This is a genomic window from Tautonia plasticadhaerens (assembly GCF_007752535.1).
GTDB classification, from domain to species: Bacteria; Planctomycetota; Planctomycetia; order Isosphaerales; family Isosphaeraceae; genus Tautonia; species Tautonia plasticadhaerens.
Genome location: NZ_CP036426.1, coordinates 3,072,471 through 3,090,776 on the forward strand (window position 1 = coordinate 3,072,471; position 18,306 = coordinate 3,090,776).

13 protein-coding genes are annotated in these 18,306 nt (G+C 73.2%); 4 read left to right on the forward strand and 9 right to left on the reverse strand.

Annotated elements, in window-relative coordinates:
* Positions 1-90: 90 nt before the first annotated feature.
* The 3 genes from fmt to ElP_RS11985 all read right to left on the reverse strand — a co-directional run bounded on the left by fmt (position 91) and on the right by ElP_RS11985 (position 3,729).
* The gene (gene fmt / locus ElP_RS11975; RefSeq protein ID WP_145269548.1) at positions 91-1,092 is read right to left on the reverse strand and encodes a methionyl-tRNA formyltransferase; all 1,002 of its coding nucleotides are present in this window, start codon (positions 1,090-1,092) and stop codon (positions 91-93) included.
* Positions 1,093-1,144: 52 nt separating this feature from the next.
* On the reverse strand, positions 1,145-1,825 hold the full coding sequence (gene def, locus ElP_RS11980) for a peptide deformylase (protein ID WP_145269550.1): 681 nt from the start codon (positions 1,823-1,825) through the stop codon (positions 1,145-1,147).
* 680 nt (positions 1,826-2,505) lie between these two features.
* Positions 2,506-3,729, reverse strand: a complete 1,224-nt coding sequence (locus ElP_RS11985; RefSeq protein ID WP_145269552.1) for a redoxin domain-containing protein — start codon at positions 3,727-3,729, stop codon at positions 2,506-2,508.
* 233 nt (positions 3,730-3,962) lie between these two features.
* Between ElP_RS11985 and ElP_RS11990 the strand changes: the two genes are divergently transcribed.
* The 4 genes from ElP_RS11990 to ElP_RS12005 all read left to right on the forward strand — a co-directional run bounded on the left by ElP_RS11990 (position 3,963) and on the right by ElP_RS12005 (position 10,322).
* Positions 3,963-4,949: an ABC transporter ATP-binding protein gene (locus tag ElP_RS11990; protein ID WP_145269554.1), complete on the forward strand. Its 987-nt coding sequence runs from the start codon at positions 3,963-3,965 to the stop codon at positions 4,947-4,949.
* Positions 4,950-5,325: 376 nt separating this feature from the next.
* Positions 5,326-6,090 (forward strand): ABC transporter permease, encoded by a 765-nt coding sequence (locus ElP_RS11995; protein WP_145269556.1) that lies wholly within the window; start codon positions 5,326-5,328, stop codon positions 6,088-6,090.
* A gap of 4 nt (positions 6,091-6,094) precedes the next feature.
* Positions 6,095-7,900 carry a GldG family protein gene (locus tag ElP_RS12000; RefSeq protein ID WP_145269558.1) on the forward strand — a complete coding sequence of 602 codons (1,806 nt, stop codon included), beginning with the start codon at positions 6,095-6,097 and terminating at the stop codon, positions 7,898-7,900.
* Between the two features lie 82 nt (positions 7,901-7,982).
* Positions 7,983-10,322: a DUF4340 domain-containing protein gene (locus ElP_RS12005; protein ID WP_145269560.1), complete on the forward strand. Its 2,340-nt coding sequence runs from the start codon at positions 7,983-7,985 to the stop codon at positions 10,320-10,322.
* 37 nt (positions 10,323-10,359) lie between these two features.
* On the opposite strand, the gene ElP_RS12010 is transcribed toward ElP_RS12005, so the two are convergent.
* The 6 genes from ElP_RS12010 to ElP_RS39550 form a co-directional block, all read right to left on the reverse strand.
* On the reverse strand, positions 10,360-11,934 hold the full coding sequence (locus ElP_RS12010) for an NAD(P)/FAD-dependent oxidoreductase (protein ID WP_145269562.1): 1,575 nt from the start codon (positions 11,932-11,934) through the stop codon (positions 10,360-10,362).
* 298 nt (positions 11,935-12,232) lie between these two features.
* Positions 12,233-12,646 (reverse strand): HEPN domain-containing protein, encoded by a 414-nt coding sequence (locus ElP_RS12015; protein WP_145269564.1) that lies wholly within the window; start codon positions 12,644-12,646, stop codon positions 12,233-12,235.
* Between the two features lie 32 nt (positions 12,647-12,678).
* Positions 12,679-14,442 carry a rhomboid family intramembrane serine protease gene (locus ElP_RS12020; protein ID WP_145269566.1) on the reverse strand — a complete coding sequence of 588 codons (1,764 nt, stop codon included), beginning with the start codon at positions 14,440-14,442 and terminating at the stop codon, positions 12,679-12,681.
* A 42-nt stretch (positions 14,443-14,484) separates the two neighbouring features.
* Positions 14,485-16,161 carry an NADH-quinone oxidoreductase subunit N gene (locus ElP_RS12025; protein WP_145269568.1) on the reverse strand — a complete coding sequence of 559 codons (1,677 nt, stop codon included), beginning with the start codon at positions 16,159-16,161 and terminating at the stop codon, positions 14,485-14,487.
* A 52-nt stretch (positions 16,162-16,213) separates the two neighbouring features.
* Positions 16,214-16,546, reverse strand: a complete 333-nt coding sequence (gene nuoK / locus ElP_RS12030) for an NADH-quinone oxidoreductase subunit NuoK (protein ID WP_145269570.1) — start codon at positions 16,544-16,546, stop codon at positions 16,214-16,216.
* Positions 16,543-18,276: an NADH-quinone oxidoreductase subunit J gene (locus ElP_RS39550; protein WP_231749821.1), complete on the reverse strand. Its 1,734-nt coding sequence runs from the start codon at positions 18,274-18,276 to the stop codon at positions 16,543-16,545. The genes nuoK and ElP_RS39550 overlap by 4 nt, the downstream gene beginning before the upstream one ends.
* Positions 18,277-18,306: the final 30 nt, after the last annotated feature.

The window sequence follows — 18,306 nt, forward strand, 5'->3', positions numbered from 1 at the left end:
GGCGTCCGGGCCGGAGGGGGGGCGGGGTGGGGATTCGGGCGGGATCATCCCTGGCGGGTACCGGCCGGCGGGGGCCGGTATCCATCGACTCTACGAACTCTCCCCGGCCGGGGCAACCGGACTTCCCGGGGAATCCGGCCCGAGCAGATCCCCGGGCTGCACGGCGTGGCCCCGCAGGAACTCGGCGGCGGGCATCGCCTTCCTGCCGGGGACCTGGAGCGTGACGAGCCGGACGGCCCCGGACCCGGCCGCCACGTCGAACCCCGAGGGGCCGGCGGCGATCACCCGGCCCGGCTCGCCGACGCCGTCGATCGCCATCGCCCGGTGGACGATCAGCCGGACGGGCGGCTTTCCCGGGCCGGAGGGGTGCCAGTGGGTCGAGGAGGCCGGCCAGGGCTGCATGGCCCGGACGAGGTCGTGGATCCGGCGGGCCGATCGGGACCAGTCGATCACGCCGGATTCCTTGCGGAGCTTCGGCGCCTTCGTGGCGAGGGCCGGGTCCTGGGGGATGACCTCCGCCGCCCCGGCGGCCAGGGCGTCGACCGCCTCGACGACGAGCGGGGCTCCCAGCCGGGCGAGCCGCTCCTCCAGCTCCCCGGCCGTCTCGTCCGGGCCGATCGGCGTGCGGGCCACGGCGATCATCCCCCCGGCGTCGACCCGGGGGGACATGGCGATGACCGTAACCCCGGTCTCCGACTCCCCCTCCTGGATCGCCCGGGCCACCGGGGCGGCCCCCCGGTACTTCGGCAGCACCGAGCCGTGCAGGTTGATCCCCCCCCGGGGGGCCGCCCCCAGCAGCTCGGCCGAGAGGATCTGGCCGTAGGCGGCCGTGACCAGCAGGTCCGGCCGCATCGACCGGATCAGCTCGACCCCCTCCGGCGCGTTCACGTCCTTCGGCTGCTCCACGCGGACCCCGAGGCGGACGGCCTCGGCCTTGATCCGGCTGGGGATCAGCTCCTGCTTCCGGCCCTGGGGCCGATCGGGCTGCGTGACCAGGGCCACGACCTCGTGCCCGGTCTTCAGCAGGGCCAGGAACGTCGGCAGGGCGAAGTCCTTGGTCCCGAGCATCACGAGTCGGAGCGGCGGGGGCATGGAGCGATTCCGGAGGTGCGGGAGTGTTCGAATCCGGGGCGGGGTCGACGGCTCAAAGCTCGGGGACCTGGGGGGGCGCCTCCGATCCCTCGGCGGCGAGCCCGTCGGGCTCCGGGGGCGGCGGCGGGCCTTCGAGCACCTCCGGGGGGACGACGCCGAGCCCGGCCAGCTCGACCACGCGACGTTGCATCGCCTCGTCGTCGGGCCAGAGGCCGCCGGCCTGCGCCTTGCGGAAGGCCTGCTCGATCTCCCGGAGCTTGGCGGCGTTAGCGGCCCGGACGGGGGGGTCGAAGCGGTCGGTGATCAGGGTGCCGTCGAGGTGGTCGTGCTCGTGCTGGATGGCCCGGCTGAGCAGGCCGTCCACGTCCTCCTCGATCGCCCGGCCCTGGAGGTCGAAGGCCCGGAACCGGATCTTCTTGCTGCGACGGACCTTGCCGTAGAGGGTCGGCAGGCTGAGGCAGCCCTCCTCCTCCTCGACCACCGACTCCCGCTTGAGGATCTCCGGGTTGATGAAGACCCGCTCCTGGTCGGGCTGCTCCGGGTCGCCGGTCACGTTCAGGACGAAGAACCGGAGCGGCAGGGCGACCTGGTTGGCCGCCAGGCCGATCCCCTTGGCCTCGTACATCAGGCCGAACATCTGGCGGACGGCCGCCCGCACGAGGTCGTCGATCCGGCGGACCGGCGTGCTCTTGTGGCGCAGGGCGGGGTGGGGGAAGGTCACGATCCGAAGCACGACGGCACTCCCGGGCGGGCTCGACTCGGTGCGGTCTGATCTGGGACGGGAGATTATAGGCGGTCGGGCCGCCTCCCCGCCACGCCGGAACGGGGCCCGGGCGCGGGTCGGTGCGCCGACGGGGTGGGGGCGAGTTTGTTTGCCGACAAGGGGTTGCGCCGAGCAAATGGCTTCGCTCCGCGAGACGCGCACCGGGACGGTGCGCACCGGCCGTCGGCCGGACCGTTCTTGAAGACGCAGTGAAATCCCCGTTCGGGTCGAGGAGCGGTTGCCCCGTACCGGATTCGGCCGGGCGCGGGTCGGTGCGCCCGCGGAGGATCCGCGAGTTCTTGACGTGGAAAGGACTTGCGCCGAGCAAATGGCTTCGCTCCGCGAGGAGCGCACCGGGGAGGCGCCTTGGGTCTCCGACTCCCCGGAACAGCCGCCCTCGACGACGCCTGGGTCGCGTCGCAAGCGTCGGGGGTGCATCGATCGTTCGAGATGCCAAAGAGCAGCGTCGCCGGGATGGCGACGCCCGGTTGCGTCGACCGGGATCCTCCTCGGCCGGGCGGATTCCCCGGGCGACGGGGCCGTCGCGCGATCGGGACTCGGGAAATCCCGACACCGAAATCATCGTGAAAATCGAGGGCGGCAGTCACCAATTCTTCGGGGGGCCCGTTGCCGGCGGGGTGGGTTTCGGGTCAGTCGGAGAGGCGATCACCGAGGGTCGAGAGGTCGCCCTCGACGAGATGCCCCTCCGGGTCGATGAGCAGGACGGTGGGGAAGCCGTCGAGGGAGTAGCTCGACCAGGAACGGAGCGAGGGGTCGATCAGGACCGGGAACGGGAGATCCTTGCCGTCCCAGACGTGCTCGACGAACGGCCGGAGTCGGCGCTCGAATTCGGGGACCGTGGCGACCTCGCCTTCGGTGTCGATGAAGACCGAGAGGACCTGGAACCGGTCGAGGCGATCCCCGTGTTCCTCATGGAAGGCGATCAGCTCGGGCATGTGGTCGATCAGGCAGGAGGGGCAGTCGAATCCCCAGAAGACGATCAGCACCCACTTGCCGGGGAAATCCCAGGGCTGGGCGTCGGCGTCGATCCCCCGGCCGGCGACGGCCTCGATCCGAGGGGGGCGTCGGCCGTAATGCTCCCGATAGTCGCCCGAGAACCCGTCGGCGGCGGCCTCGGCGATCTGCTGCTCTCGGGGCGGGACGGGGGAGAGCGTGAGCGTGCCCAGGTCGACCTCGGGCTCGGCCCCGGTCAGGTGGATCGAGGGGGCGTCGAGCACTCGGACGTCGATCACGTCGGACTCGGCTTCGCTGATCCCGTAGGCGTTGAAGCGGTAATCGCCGGGCGGCAGGAGCATCTCGAACTCCGAGGAGAACGAGCCGCAACCGGCCACCCGGGTCGAGTCGACCGGGCGAGTCGGGTCGTCGGGCAGCATCGTATAAATGTGCGTCCAATCGGGCCGGCCGCCGCCGGGCAGCGCCATGCGGCCCCGGACCCGGACGAGGGGGCGGAGGCGGATCTCGATCGGCTCATCGCCGAGCCCCCCGACGGGGATCAGGCCGACGGCCCCCCGACGCCGATCTCCGTCGAGCACCAGGACGTGATGCGTCCTCCGGCCCAGTTCCAGGAAAAATGCCCCGTCGTCGTCGGTGGCGGTCAGGGTGCTGGATGAGGGCTCCATCCGGCCGAGGTCACCCCAAAATCGCCGGAGTTCCTCCGGGTCCGAGAGGTCGAAGGCCGAGCCGTCCGGCTTGCGGTGCGAGCCGTTGGCGAACCAGTACGGGGCGACCTCGGCGCCGGCCACCGGCGTCCCCGACTCGTCGACGACGCGGCCCCGGAGCGTCCGGCCGCCGTCGTCCGGGACGACCGCAGCGGAGGCCAGGGCGATCAGGGCCAGGGTCGATCCGATGCTCATGGTCTCGTCCCGACTGGGTGTGCGTCCCGAGGGGGATTGATGGCGTGGATCGCCGATCCAGGCCGCACTCTGACAGATGTCATCGCCCAACACAAGACAATTGCCCGAGGATCGCCGACGACCGACGCGGGCGGGAGTCGGGTGCCTTGAGGGCCGAGGGCGGCGGGGGAATAATGGCGACGGCGGCGATCGGCCGTCGGCACGTCTTCAATGGCGGGATCCCGGGTCCGGGCATGATCGACGTCGAGCAGCTCTCCAAGCGATACGGGTCCGTCCGGGCGGTCGAGGGCGTCAGCTTCTCGGTCGGCCGGGGCGAGGTCGTCGGCTTCCTCGGCCCGAACGGGGCGGGCAAGTCGACCACCATGCGGATGCTGACCACCTACCTGATGCCCACCAGCGGCCGGGCCCGGGTCGCCGGGCTCGACGTGCTGGACGAGCCGAGGGAGGTCCGGCGCAAGGTCGGGTACCTGCCCGAGGTCGTGCCGATCTACCCCGAGATGCGGGTCCGGGAGTTCCTCCGGTATCGCTCCAAACTCAAGGACGTGCCCGGCAGCAGGCGTCGGGCGGCGATCGACGACGCGATCGAGATGACGGGCCTCGCCGACGTGGCCCACCGGGTGACCGGGAACCTGTCGAAGGGGTACAAGCAGCGGGTCGGGCTGGCCGACGCGCTGTTGAGCGACCCGGACGTGCTGATCCTGGACGAGCCGACCGCCGGGCTGGACCCGATCCAGATCGGCGAGGTCCGGGAGCTGATCCGGGAACTGGGCCGGCGGCACACGATCCTCCTGAGCACGCACATCCTGCCCGAGGTCGAGGCGGTCTGCGGCCGAGTCATCATCATCGCCAGCGGCCGGATCGCGCTGGACGAGCCGCTGGATCGACTCCGGGCGGGCCGTGCCGTCGAGGTGGAGGTCCGGGGGCCGATCGACTCGGTCCGGGGGGTTTTGGAGACGACCCCGGGTGCGGGGGGCGTCCGGAAGATCGCCGTGGAGGGTGCGGCGGCCGGGGACCCGGGGGTCTGCGGCTTCGAGGTCCGGTCCAAGGACGAGTCGGCCGTCGAGGCGCTCCGGGAACTGATCGCCGCCCGGGTCGTCCAAAACGGGTGGGCGCTGCGGAGGCTGGACCTGTCGCGGTCGACGCTGGAAGAACGGTTCGTCAGGGCGGTCCGGGATGCGGTGGTGGTCGACCACGGCGGCAATTCGGGAGAGGCAGCGTGATGGATCGTCGAGGGGGCACGCGGCCTGGCTCCTCATCGCTCGCCTCCCGTTCGAGGGGAGGCGGCCGATGCGGGGAGACCGGGCCTCGGCTCCGAGACCGGCCCCCCTCACCCGGGCTGCGCCCACCCTCTCCCCCGCAGGCGGGGGCGAGGGACCGAATCCGTCCCCCTCTCCCCACGAGTGGGGAGAGGGTCGGGGTGAGGGGGCGGTTCGTACGACGCCGGGCCTCGCGATGCATCGAAGCCCCCCTCGCCCGGCCTCCGGCCACCCTCTCCCCCGAGGACGGGGGAGAGGGTCGAAGAAATTGATTCCGAGACGAGCACCTGGGCCGCAGGGCAGCCACTCGAACCTCATCTGAAGGCGAACGAACGATCCCATGAGACACGTCCCCGCCCTGGTCCAGCGCGAGGTCTCGTCGTACTTCCTGAGGCCGATGGCGTACTTCGTCCTGCTCGGGTTCCAGGTCATCGCGATGCTGGACTTCTTCCAGCTCGTCGAGCTGCTGAGCGACCCGAGGTCGGTCTTGTCGTTCTCGGGGCAGCTCAACCCGATGAACTCGTACGTGGCGGGGAGCTGGATGTTCTGGGTGGCGCTGCTGGTGGCGGTGCCGGCCCTGACCATGCGGCTGATCGCCGAGGAGCGGCGGACGGGGACGATCGAAGGGCTGATGACCGTGCCGGTCACCGAGGCGGAGGTGGTGATCGGCAAGTGGATCGGCGGGGTCCTGATGTACCTGGCCCTGCTCCTGCCGTTCGCCATCTACCTGCCGTTCCTGGCGAGGGTCGGGGAGTACGCGCTGGACCCGGAGCCGTTGATCTCGCTGGGGATCGGCCTGACGACGATGGGGATGATGTTCACGAGCATCGGCATCGCCTTCAGCGCGGCGACGAGGAACCAGGTGGAGGCGGCGGTGGGGACGTTCGTCGTCCTGCTGTCGTTGCTGCTGATCACGGTGGTCAACCAGGTGGTGGGGCCGAGGCCGGGGTGGGCGGAGGCGGTGTCGTTCCTGTCGGTGTACGTGCAGCTCTCGGAGTTCGCCTCGGGGCGGCTGGACCTGCGCGTGGTGGCGTTGCACCTGTCGGTGACGGCGTTCTCGCTGTTCCTGGCGGTGAAGGTGCTCGAAGCACGCAGGGAGAGCTGAGGCGATGGGCAGTCGGGTGCTCGAACTGCTGGGGAGCGAGGCGGCGGCGGTCGCCGGATTGGTGGTCGTGGTGGCGCTGGCCCTCTACTGGTTCCTCCGGGGGGCGCCGCTGGGGCAGTCGGCCGAGCAGGAGCGCGACGCCGAGGCCCCTCCCGCGCGATACCGGGACCGGATGGCGGCGGCGACGACCCTGGGCGTGCTGGGGATCGCGCTGGGGGCCTACGTGGCGCTCCGGTTCGGGGTGCCGCAGTCGATCGCCGTGTTCGCGATCGCTTTCGGCGTCCTGCTCCTGACGATGCGGTCGAACCGGCCGCATCGGCACGCCAGCCCGAGCCTCCGCCGCATGGCCCGCTTCGCCGACGCGACGATGACCGGCGCCCTGCTGGCCGGGGTCCTGATCGTCGGCAACGTGCTGGCGTTCACCTACGGCGGCCGGCCGATCGACCTGTCGCTGGACCGCTCCTACAGCCTGGAAGCCCTGACGATCACGCAGCTCGAGGGCCTGGAGGAGCCGGTGACGTTCACCGTCTTCTTCGGCGACGGCGAGTTCGGCCAGGTGGACCGCGTCCGCCAGTTGCTCCAGCTCTACAAGGACGAGGCGCCGGACCGGGTCACGATCGAATACCTCAATGCGTTCGGCGAGCCCGACCGGGCCCGGGACCTGGCCGATCGGGTGCCCGGCCTGGCGTTGACCGAGGGGGGCGGGGTGCTCGTCTCCTACGGCGAGGGGGACGAGGTCCGGCACATCATCGTCCGCAACGCCGACATGTTCGCCGCCGAGCTGCCCCAGGACCCGGGGTCGGGCGTGGTGGCCGAGACCTCGTTCCTGGGGGAGGCGGCGTTGACCACGGCCCTGATCCGCCTGAAGCAGGGGGAGCAGCCGATCGTCGCCTTCACCACCGGCCACGGCGAGCCGTCGATCGACGCGATGGACCCGAGGAGGCCGGGCCTTGGGCAGCTCCGGGCCCGGCTCGAATCGGTGGGGATGAAGGTGGTGGCCTTCAACCCCGCCGGCCAGGTGCCGGAGGGGGCCTCGGTGGTGGTGGTCGGGGCGCCCGAGGAGACGATCGGCCCGGAGGTGGTGGCCCGACTCCGGGGGTTCTCCGACACGGGGGGGAGGCTGCTGGTGATCCAGGGGAACCGGACGCCGAGCGGCCTGGAAGCGTGGCTCTCGGAGTGGGGCGTCGGGATCGGCGAGGGCCGGGTCGTGGACCCGGCGTTCAACTTCCGGGGCAGGCCGGACTGGCCGCTGGTGGCGATCGAGCCGGGGCCGAGCAACCACCCGATCGTCGCCCCCCTGGAGCGGCTGACGGTGCTGATGCCCCGCCCGGCGCCGATCGGGGCGAAGTCGGGGGCCGAGATGCCCGGGGCCCTGCTGGTGACGCCCTTGCTGCGGACGGGCCGCGACTCGTTCGTCGAGTCGACCCCCGAGGCGGGCCCCCCCGAGCGCGACGCCGAGGCGGACCTGCCCGGCCCGATCGTGGTGGCCGCCGCCGTGGCCGACCGCCCGTCTCCCCGGGATCGTGAGGCCGAGCCCAATCCCCGGCTCGTCCTCATCTCCAGCCCGGAGGCGGCCGACAACCCGATCGTGGCCTCGACGGGCGTGGCGAACCTGGACCTGGTCGTCAACGCGGTGGGGTGGCTCCAGGACCGTCCGGACCTCGTGTCCATCGCCCCCCGCACCTACACCGCCCGGGTGCTCAAGGCCGGGCCGAACCTGAGGGCCAAGCTCGTGCTGCTGCCGACGCTGCTCTCCGTGTCGGTCCTCATCGGCCTGGGGATGGCGACGTACATGGCCCGTCGGGAATGAGGACGGGCCGGGCGAGACGGGCGGGGAACTCCGCCGACGACCTCCATCGAGCGAGCTCGAACCACGACGGGGCCGGACGATCATGGGCAAGCGGAGCACGATCCTACTCCTCGTCCTGTTCTTCGGGGGCCTGGGCGCGCTCTGGTGGGCGAGGACGGCGGACCTGCCGACCGCGGCCGAGCGCCAGGACATGGCGGGGCGGGTCCTGCCGGGCTTGATGAGGGTCGAGCCGGGGGAGATCGCCCGGATCGAAGTGGAGGATCCGTCCGGGGAGGGGGCCCTCGTGGCGCTGGAACGCCGGGGCCCGGAGGGCTGGCAGGTGGTCGAGCCGATCGAGGCGATGGCCGACGCCCGGCGGGTCGAGGTGCTGGTGAACAACCTCCGGGAGCTTCGCAAGGCGGCCGAGGCCGGCGAGGTGACCGGAGACCCGTCCCGGTTCGGCCTGGAGCCGCCCGCCCGGCTGGTCCGGCTCTACCGGGCGGGGGACGACGAGCCGGTCGCCACCCTGGCCCTGGGGGACGAGCTGGAGCGACTCCGGTACGTGCAGCCCGAGGGCGGCCCGGTCACCCTGGCCGACACGCTCCGCGTCGAGCCGGATTCCGTCGACCCCGACGAGTGGCGGGAACGGGGGCTGTTCGACATCTATTCCTATGACGTGAAGTCGATCGACGTGACCGGCCCCGATCGCCGCCTGGGCGTGGCGCTGGAGGGCGGGCGGTGGCGGGTCGTCGAGCCGTTCCGGGCCCCCGCGAACGCGGAGGCGGTCAACGGACTGCTCGCAGACCTGGCCGAACTGGAGGCGGTGGCCGGGCCGGAGGGGTTCGCCGCCGAGGACGTGGGGGACCTGTCGGAGTTCGGCCTCGACCCGCCGCGGGCGACGATCACCCTGGTCCCGGCCGGGCTGACCGGGTCGGACGCGCCGCAGACGGCCCACCTCGGCGGGTCGCCGGAGGGCAGGGATGACGTCCTCTACGCGCGTCGGGAAGGGCAGGACGACGTGCTGCTCGTCCGGGCGCGGGGGGTGGCCGACGTGGGGAGCGACCCCCGGGCGATCCGGAGCCGCAAGGTCGTCGACTCCCGGCCCGAGGAGGTGGTGGCGCTGCGGATCGAGGCCGACGGCGTCGAATACCGGCTGGCCAAGGGCCCGGCGGGCTGGAATGTCGTCTCCCCCGACGAGGGCACGGCCGACGCGGTGGACGTGTCGACGCTGCTGGAGACGATCACGACGCTGGAGTCGGCCGAGTTCTTCCCGAGCGATCAGGTGACCGGCTCCGGGCTCGACGAGCCGACGGCGACCTTCGACCTCTGGGTGTCGGAGTCGGGGGGCGTCCCGGAGACGCCGTTCGCGTTCGAATCCGACCGGCCCGCCGACGTCTCGCTGGCGATCGGCCGGTATGACGCGGGCACGAAGCTCGTCTACGGGCAGCTCGGGGGGGACGAGGGCACGGTGCTGGCGCTGCCGGAGACGGCCCGACGCGCGATCCCCGAAGGGCCGCTGGCGCTGCGGGACCGGACGGTGGTCCGGCAGGACCCGAGGGCGGTCCGCCGGGTCGAGATGGACCGCGCCGGCCGCTCGCTGGCGCTCGAACGCCCCGCGACCGACGCCGCCGGCCCCGGGGCGGCGACGGCGTGGCAGGTGGTCGAGCCGAAGCCGGCGGCGGCCGACCGGCTGGCGGCGACGATGCTCGTGGACGCCCTGGCCCGGCTGAGGGCCGAGCGGGTCGTCGCATCGGAGGCCGGGGACCCGTCGACCTACGGGCTGGACGACCCGGCGGCCCGGGTCTCGTGGGAGGCCGACTCGGGAGAGGAGTCCCGGACGACGCTGGTCGTCGGCGGGTCCGTGCCCGATCGGCAGGGCGAACGGTACGCGCGCCTGGAAGGCCGGCCCGGGGTCTTCACCGTGGGACCGAAGCTGCTGGCCCTGCTGTCGGCCGAGTTCCGGGACCGGAGGATCCTCGGCTTCGCCCCCGACCAGGCCGACCGGCTGGTCGTCCGGGGCGACGGGGCCGAGCTCGCCTTCGAGAAGTCCGAGGGAGCCTGGCGGCCCGAGGGGGGGGGCGGATCCTGGCCGACCGGCTACGACGAGGCGAAGGTCGAGGCGACGATCGCCGCCCTCTCGACCCTGACCGCCGACCGGATCGTCCAGGACGACGGTCCGATGCCCGAGGGTTCGGCCCTGGAGCCGCCGGCCCGGGAGGTCGAGGTCCGGATCCAAACCGTCGAGGGCGAGCAATCGGCCACCATCCGCCTCGGGGCCCGGCTCGGCGAATCCCGGTTCGCCGCGATGGGGGACGGGGGGCCGGGCGCGGCGTTCCTGGTCCCGGCGGAGCCGTTCGACCTGCCGATGCCGGCCCCGGGGGGCGGGGAGGGATTGCCGGAGGACCCGTTCGAGCGATCGGGCGGGGGCCCGGACCTCGAATGACGCCCGGCGGACGCGGGATGGCGGCCGGGGGGCCGGCTCAGGTGGCGTCGACGCGGCGGGGGACGGCACGGCCGGCGGTGTCGGCGGAGGGGTCGTCCCCCTGCTCGTGGTACTCGGCGTCGGTGTTCACGCGCCAGGTGTCATACGAGCCGAGGCCGAGGATGTTCCGCGCGGCGAGCAGCGCGGTCATCATCGAGTGATCCTGGTTATTATATTTGTGCATGCCGTTGCGGCCGGCCAGTTCAAGGTTGTCGAAGCGGTCGAGCCAGCCGCGGACGACGGCGACGCGGTCCCGGTAGGTCTCGTCGTAGACGGGATACGCCTTGGGCATCCGGACGACGCAGCCGTCGACGACCGAGGAGGCGGGGATGAGGCCCATGGCGGCGATCTCCCGGCGGCCCAGGGCGATCAGGTCGGCGTCGGGCATGGTCCAGAGGTCGTCCCCCTCGAAGCAGAAATACTCCAGCCCGAGGCTGGAGGTGGTGGGGTCGGGGACCATCTCCGGGGACCAGTTCTTGAAGTTCTGGATCCGGCCGACCCGGACGCCGGGCTCGTGGACGTAGATCCAGGTGTCGGGGAACGTCTCGGGCCGGTCGACGATGAGGACCACGGTGAGGAAGTCTCGGTAGCGGAGGCCGCCGGCCGCCTGCCGGACCTCGTCCGGGGCGGGGGGGCTCATGGCGGCGATCAGGTGGCGGATCGGCAGCGTCGAGATGAAGTGCCGGCCGCGGTATTCGGTGGCCCGGCCGTCGCGGTCGCGGGAGACGAAGGCGGTGATCGAGCGGCCGTCGTGCTCGATCCGGTCGACCCGGCGGCCCAGGTGGACGGCCCCGCCGGCCTGCCGGACGCGATCGGCCGCCGCCTCCCACATCTGGCCGGGGCCGAGCCGGGGATACTTGAACTCCTCGATCAGCGTCTTGACCACCTCTCCCCGGCCGGGCCGGCCGACCTTCAGGGCGTTCAGCGCGGCGCCGATGAGGCTGAGGCCCTTGATCCGCTGGGCCGCCCAGTCGGCCGAGATCTCCGAGGTGGGCATGCCCCAGACCTTCTCGGTGTAGGTCTTGAAGAAGATCTCGAACAGGGTGCGGCCGAATCGGTTGACGATCCAGTCCTCGAAGCTGCGCTCCGGCTCGACGGGGCGGAGCCGGGCCTTCAGGTAGCTGGCGAGGATGCGGGCGGACTTGATCGGGCCGAGCTTGAGCAGGGCGTCGACGGGGCGGAGCGGGTAGTGGAAGAACTTGCGGTCGTAGAAGATCCGGCTCAGGCGGGGGCGGCGGAGCAGGTCGCCGCCGAGGATCTCGTCCCAGAAGGCGTTCACCTCGGCACTCTTGGAAAAGAAGCGGTGGCCGCCGATGTCGAAGCGGTAGCCCTTGTAGACGTCGGTCCGGCTGATACCGCCGACGCGCTCGGGGTCGGCCTCGACGACGACGCAGGGCCGGCCGTGCCGGGTCAGCTCGAAGGCGGCCGTCAGGCCGGCCGGGCCGGCGCCGGCGATGACCGCGTCGAAGGACTCGACGACGGCCGGCTCGCCCTCGGGGCGGTCGACCCGCTGCCAGCGGTGCGGAGGAAGGTCGCTCCGCGTCGTCGCGGGCCTCGGCTGATCGCTGCCCATGCCGGACTCCCCATCCCTGAGGACTCCGCGGCTCGGCCCGGTTCGGTACGGTCCCGCTCCCGGCCACCGCGAGGTTGTCCCGTCCCCGGACGGGCCGGGGCGCGTTGGCCTCGGGCCGGCTCGGGGTCGGATCGGTGTTCTGGCAGATCCGGCCGATCCGGTCAAGGCCGGACGAGGGAGGAGGAGCTCACGCGGAGGTGGAGGAGTCGCGCGCGAGCGGCCGCGAGCGGCGGAGACGAGAGGAGGGGAGGGGGGATGGACCGAGGGTCGGGCCGTCCCGCGCGGCGGCGTCCTACGCCTACGCGGGCGGGTTGAGCAGCTCCAGGGTCCGCCGGGCGAACGAGGAGGCGGCCTCGACGGCCTGGTCGGGGGGGAGGGTGAGGCGCTGGGCCCGGCCGAAGTCGAGCAGGTGCCGGGCGTCGAGCAGGCCGGTGCGGACGTAGAGGGACTCGCAGGCGAGCAGCAGGCAGCCGAGGCCGGCCTCCCGGTAGCCCCGGGCATAGACGAGGGCGCGGAGGCAGCAGAACATCGCCTGGTAGGCGAAGAGGCAGGTGTCGGCCGGGTCCACCTCGGGGCTGTTGAGCAGGTCGGCCGCGGCCTGGAGTCGGTCCCCCGACCGGGAGAGCAGCTCGCCGACGAGGTCGGCCGCCGAGTCGTCCCGGGAGAGGTAGGGGCCCTCAAGGCACTTCTCGAAGGTATTGACGATCGCCATGACGTTCATCCGTTCGGGAGGGGGCGGGGCGCTCAGGGCCCCGGCTCGGGGGGGGCCTCCGAGGTCCGGAAGCGGTCGAGGAAGGCGCCCCGGAGGGCCCGGTAACGGGCCAGCTCGGCCTCGCTCTCGGCCCGGGAGGGGTTGAAGCCGCTCGGGCCTTCGATCGGCGACGGATCCTCCGGCTTGGCGAGGTAGCGGTCGAGGGCGACCATCGCCCGGCGGAGCGCGTCGACCGAGGAGGAGAGGGCGTCCCGGATCTCGACCAGGTCGGGGTCGGCGGCGGGGATGCGGGCGACGGCGTCGCGCTCCTCCTCGGCCCGTGAGATCAGGCCGGAGAGTTCCGCCCGGGCGTCGGGCAGGGCCAGCTCGGAGCGGTCGACGCGGCCGATCAACGCGTCGAGCCGGAGGTTGGTCTGCTCGAATTCCAGGCGAAGGGGGTCGAGTTCCCCGGCGAACTCGTTGTAGATGCGGATCGACTCCCGGGCCAGCGCGACGCGGACCTCGGCGTTGCGGAGGACCTGGCGGTCGAGGACGACGGCCGCGACGGTGAGGGCGGCGGCGATGACCAGCCCTCCGGCGAGCTGCCGGGGCAGCCCGGCGGTCGGCCGGGGGACGGGCCAGGGGCGCTGGAGCAGCAGGCCGGCGAGGAGGCCGGAGACGAGGCCGCCGAGGTGCGCGGCGTTGTCGATGCCGGGGATCGCCAGGCCGAAGAGGGTGTTGTAGAGGACGAAGGCGACCACCCCGCCCCGCATCCGGACCAGGACCTGGGCCGGGATCGCCGTCCGGTGCGAGACGAGGAACGCCCCGAGGCCGCCGATCAGCCCGAAGATCGCCCCCGAGGCGCCGACGCTGACGACCCGGGGGTGCCACCAGGCGCTGGCCATCGCCCCCCCCAGCCCGGCGGCGAGGTAGAGCAGGGCGAACCCGGCGTTGCCGTAGAGCCGCTCGATCAGCGGCCCGGCCCGGTACAGGACATACATGTTCAGGCCGATGTGGATCAGGCCGCCGTGCAGGAAGACCGAGGAGAGCAGCCGCCAGGTCTGGCCGTCGAGCGCGACCAGGACGCCGACGTTGCCCCCCCAGGCGATCAGGTCGGGCACGGTCGGGTCGATCGCGGAGACGCCCGAGGCGATCATCGCCAGGTAGACGAGCAAACAGGACGCGACGATCAGGTAGGTGACCACCACCCGGGGGGTGGCGGTCATCACGTCGGCCTGGAAGGAGCGGACCTCCCCCCCGGCCCGGTGCATGGCCTGGGCCTGCCGGACGACGTGGCCGATCTCGGCCCGGGAACATCGGAGGGCGTCGGGGGTGGCGGAGCCGGCGAGGTCCCCGGAGTGGCGGGCCCGGCCGATCGTCGAGAGGACCCCGGCGAGGGCGTCGACCGGCCCGGGGGGGTCGAAGCCCCCGAGGGGGACCTCCCGGCCGCCGCCGAGGTCGAGCGCGGGGTCGGGGGCGCCGGTCACCCGGACGGCCCCGCGCAGTTCGTCGAACGACAGGGACGAGCCCGGCCGGGCCGTTGCCCGGGCGGGCACGTCGGAGGGCCAGCAGAGGCGTCGTGAGGTGATCGCGCAGCCGGGGACGGGGCCCGTCGGGCCGGGCCGCTCGACGAGGGCCAGCAGCAATTCGTCGGGCCGGGGACGGAGGTACGAATCCAGGGCCCGCACGACGGCCTCGGCCGAGAGCCGGGGGGCGACGTAACAGTGCGGCAGCCCTTGCAGGGGCTGGCAGGCGGCCAGGGCGAAGATCTCCCAGGCGTCGACCTCGTCGGGGGATTCGGGGTCGTCGTCGTGCACGGGGCTCGTCCTCGGCTCGGCACCAGCAGGTGGGAGGAAGGGTCAGGGCAGGGGGGGCGCCTCGGGCCGGCTCGGCGCCGCGGAGGCGGGGCCTGGGACCTCCGGCGGGGGCAGGGTGATGGCGAGCATCGCCCCGGCGGCGGCCCGCATCGACTCCACCAGGGGGGCCGGGTAGAGGCCGAATCCGACCGCCACCAGCGACGCCAGGGCGATCGGCCAGGCGATCCCCCGGGGGGCGGGGGCGGTGCCAACCGCCGGGCCGCCGGGCTCGGGGCGCCTCAGGAACATGGCGCGGAGGACCCGGGCGTAGTAGAAGGCCGAGATCACCGAGTTCACCAGGGCGACGACGACCAGCACCAGCAGGGTCGTCCGGGCGTCCGAGTCGGCGTTGAGCACTTCCATGAACATGTAGAGCTTGGCGAAGAACCCGGCCAGGGGGGGGACGCCGATCAGCGAGAGCATCAGGACGACGATGCAGGCCGCCAGGCCGGGGGACCGGTACCCGAGGCCGTCGAGGTCGTCCAGGTCGTCCCGCCCCCGGTCCCGGGCGAGCCAGGCGGCCGCGGCGAAGGCGCCGACGGTCGTCAGGCCGTAGATGACGAGGTAGAAGAGGACCGAACCGGCCGTCTCGGGGGCCGAGGGGCCGGTCCGGGTCGTCACGGCCGCCGCGAGCAGCCCGACGAGGATGTATCCGGCGTGGGCGATGGAGGAATAGGCGAGCAGCCGCTTGAGGTTCCGCTGCGCCATCGCGGCGAGGTTGCCGTAGGTCATCGTCACGGCGGCGATCGCGCCGACGATCAGCACCCAGCCGCCGTCCCCCACGCCCCCCACGGCCCCGGCCCAGGGGCCGAAGGCGTGGAGGAAGACCTTCATCAGGGCGATCACCCCGGCGATCTTCGAGCCCGAGGCGATGAAGGCGGAGACGGGGGCCGGGGCCCCCTCGTAGGTGTCGGGGGCCCACTGGTGGAAGGGGACGGCGGCGAGCTTGAAGCCGAAGCCGACGAGCATCAGCAGCACGGCGGTGGCGCCGATCACGTCCCCGGCGAGGCCGGGGGCACCGGACCCGCCGGCCCGGTCGAGCAGGACCTTGCGGACGCCGTCGAGGTAGGTGGTGCCGGTCAGGCCGTAGACGAGGCTCAGGCCGAACAGGAAGAGCGCCGAGGCGACCGAGCCGTAGACGAAGTACTTCATCCCCGCCTCGGCCGACCGCCGTTGCGACTTCTCGAAGGCGGCGAGCAGGTAGAGGCAGATGGTCATCAGCTCCAGGCTGAGGAAGAGGATGAGCAGCTCCTCGGCGGCGACCAGCAGCATCATCCCCACGGCCGACCAGAGCAGCAGGGCGAAGTAGGCCCCCCAGTGCTCGGTGAACTCCCAGGCCATCGACATGCCGACGACCATCGCCAGCAGCACGGCGATCAGGCCGTTGAAGGAGAGGGTGAGGAGGTCGGAGGCGAGGGTGCCGTAGAAGATCGTCGGGTCGGGGTCGGCACCCACGTCCCCCGGGCCGGCGAAGGCCGGGGCGAGCAGGAGGGCGAGCACGCCGAGCGGCCCGAGCAGCGCCAGGCCGCCGAGGGCCGTCCGCCGGGCCTCCCCCGACCGGCCCCGCATCAGGCCGACGTCGACGAGCAGGACGACCAGGCCCCAGAGCGTCAGCAGGATCTCGGGGGCGAGGGACCAGAGGTACTCCGGGTCGATCGGCCGGGCGGCGGAAGGGGGCATCGGCGGGGTCCAATCGATCGGTGGGTTCGAGGCCGGTGGTCCGGGATCCGGCTCAGCCGGCCATGCTGTCGAATCGGTCGACGTCGGCGGCCCGCCAGCGCCGGTAGCAGAGCAGGATCAGGGCGACCCCGACGGCGACCTCCGAGGCGGCGATGGTGATGACGAAGATCGCCAGCATCACGCCGGGGATCGGCCCGCCCTCTGGGCCCGGGGCGTCCCCGAACCTCCAGAAGGCGACGAGGTTGATGTTGGCCGCGTTGAGCATGATCTCGATGGCCATGAGCACGGCGATCGCGTTGCGGCGGGCCAGCACGCCGAACAGGCCGATGGCGAAGCAGGCGGCGGCGAACAGCAGGAACCAGCTCAGGGGGACGTCGCCGCTCATCGCGCGATCCTCTCGGCGGGGGTGTCGGTCTCGTCGGCCTCGCCCCCGATCGGGGAGGGCCCCGCCCCGTCGTCCTGCCGGGCCAGGACGATGGCGCCGACCAGGGCGGCCGTCAGCAGCAGCCCGGCGACCTCGAAGGGGACGACGAATCGGGTCATCAGCTCGTCGCCGACGGCCCGGGGCATGTCGGCGACCGCCGAGGCGGCCACCGAGGCCGTGGTGGCCGGGACGGTGGCGGCGGCACCGGCGTCGAGGTCGAGGAAGGTGACCGGCCCGCCGGCCGGCGCCAGGACCAGCGGCATGTTCTCGGCCCCGGCCCCCAGGCGGACGGCCCGGCCGGGGGTGACCCGGGTCGACCCCCGGAGCGGAGGTCCGTCGTCGGCCCGGGGGCCGAACCCCCAGACGAGGAGCGAGGCGTCGACCGGGGCGTCTCCGGCGGCCGGACCCGGGTCGGCCTCGGCCATCGAGGCCGGGCCGACCAGGGCGGCGACCCGGCCGATGCCGGTCCCCAGCGCCACGGCGATCGGCACGCCCTCCAGATCCTCGGCGGCGAGGACCTCGGTGCCGTCGGTGGCGTCGAAGACCCGGAGGTCCCAGCGCCCCGGCTTGCCGCTAATGAGCGAGGCGACGGCCGCCAGCGGGCCGGGGGGCAGGTCGGGGCCCAGACCCTCGGCCGGGGGCCGCGGCGGGGCCGGCGCGGAGGCCGGCATGCCGGGCCCGGCCATGCCGACCGGGGTGCCGGCGCCCTGCACGGGGCGGGGCGCCGGGGTCAGGCCCACGGCCGACGCGGCGATCGGGCGGCCGGGGGGGGCGGCGGGGACGCTCGACGCGAACTCCCCGGTCGACGGGTCCAGGACCCGGGCGCGACGATCGGCCCCGAGGGAGACGAGCCGGCCGTCGGGGGCGAAGGCCAGGGCGCGGATCGGGCCGTCGTGGGCGGGGATCTCGACGGGCTCGGGGCCGTCCCAGAGGCGGACGATCCCGTCGGCCCCGCCGGCGGCGACGAGGCGGCCGCCCTCTTCCACCGGCCGCTCCGGCCCGACGGCCAGGGCCGAGATCCGCCCCGGACGGCCCCCGGATCGGGAGAAGGCCGGGAGGCGTCGGGCGACGTCCCAGGAGAGGACGCCGCCCCGGTCGTCGGCCGAGGCGACGATCGCGCCGTCGACGCTGAAGCCGACGGCGGTCGGCCGGCCGGCGGCCTCGTCGGTCGGGAACGAGGCGACCTGTCGGCCGACGGGCGTCCGGAGTCGGACCCGGCCGTCGAGGTCGATCGAGGCGACGAACCGGCCGCTGGGGCTGTAGGAGAGGTCGGCCGCGCCGGGGCCGCCGACCGGGGGGTTCACCCCCCCGGGCCGGGAGACGGTGCGGGCCCACGACTGCTGGCCCGGCCGGCCTCGCTCGGCCGAGATCCCGTAGAGCAGCACCCCGAGCACCCCGAGGGCAACGACGGCGACCGGGATTTTCCGGGCCCAGTGGCCGCCGGTCGTCTCGTCCCCCTGGATGTTCCGGGTGAGCATGATCCCGAAGAGCAGGAGGATCGAGACGGCGCCGATGTAGACGAGCACCTGCATCGCCGCCAGGAACTCGGCCTCCAGCAGGACGAACTGGGCGGCGACGGCGAAGAAGAAGGCGACCAGGAACAGCGCCGCGTGGACGAGGTTCTTCGCCAGGACCGTGCCCAGGGCCGTCAGCAGGCCGACGGCAGAGACGATCAGGAAGATCAGTTGCATGGCGCTCACGGTCGGGCCTCCGCCGGGATC

What these genes read in the sequence shown, in the direction of transcription:
- ElP_RS12005 (WP_145269560.1), top strand. Translation starts at nt 7,983, where the DNA reads ATGGGCAAGCGGAGCACGATCCTACTCCTCGTCCTGTTCTTCGGGGGC.
- ElP_RS11990 (WP_145269554.1), top strand. Translation starts at nt 3,963, where the DNA reads ATGATCGACGTCGAGCAGCTCTCCAAGCGATACGGGTCCGTCCGGGCG.
- ElP_RS12025 (WP_145269568.1), bottom strand. Translation starts at nt 16,161, where the DNA reads ATGCCCCCTTCCGCCGCCCGGCCGATCGACCCGGAGTACCTCTGGTCC.
- ElP_RS12000 (WP_145269558.1), top strand. Translation starts at nt 6,095, where the DNA reads ATGGGCAGTCGGGTGCTCGAACTGCTGGGGAGCGAGGCGGCGGCGGTC.
- ElP_RS11985 (WP_145269552.1), bottom strand. Translation starts at nt 3,729, where the DNA reads ATGAGCATCGGATCGACCCTGGCCCTGATCGCCCTGGCCTCCGCTGCG.
- ElP_RS11995 (WP_145269556.1), top strand. Translation starts at nt 5,326, where the DNA reads ATGAGACACGTCCCCGCCCTGGTCCAGCGCGAGGTCTCGTCGTACTTC.
- ElP_RS12015 (WP_145269564.1), bottom strand. Translation starts at nt 12,646, where the DNA reads ATGGCGATCGTCAATACCTTCGAGAAGTGCCTTGAGGGCCCCTACCTC.
- nuoK (WP_145269570.1), bottom strand. Translation starts at nt 16,546, where the DNA reads ATGAGCGGCGACGTCCCCCTGAGCTGGTTCCTGCTGTTCGCCGCCGCC.
- ElP_RS39550 (WP_231749821.1), bottom strand. Translation starts at nt 18,276, where the DNA reads ATGCAACTGATCTTCCTGATCGTCTCTGCCGTCGGCCTGCTGACGGCC.
- ElP_RS12010 (WP_145269562.1), bottom strand. Translation starts at nt 11,934, where the DNA reads ATGGGCAGCGATCAGCCGAGGCCCGCGACGACGCGGAGCGACCTTCCT.
- fmt (WP_145269548.1), bottom strand. Translation starts at nt 1,092, where the DNA reads ATGCCCCCGCCGCTCCGACTCGTGATGCTCGGGACCAAGGACTTCGCC.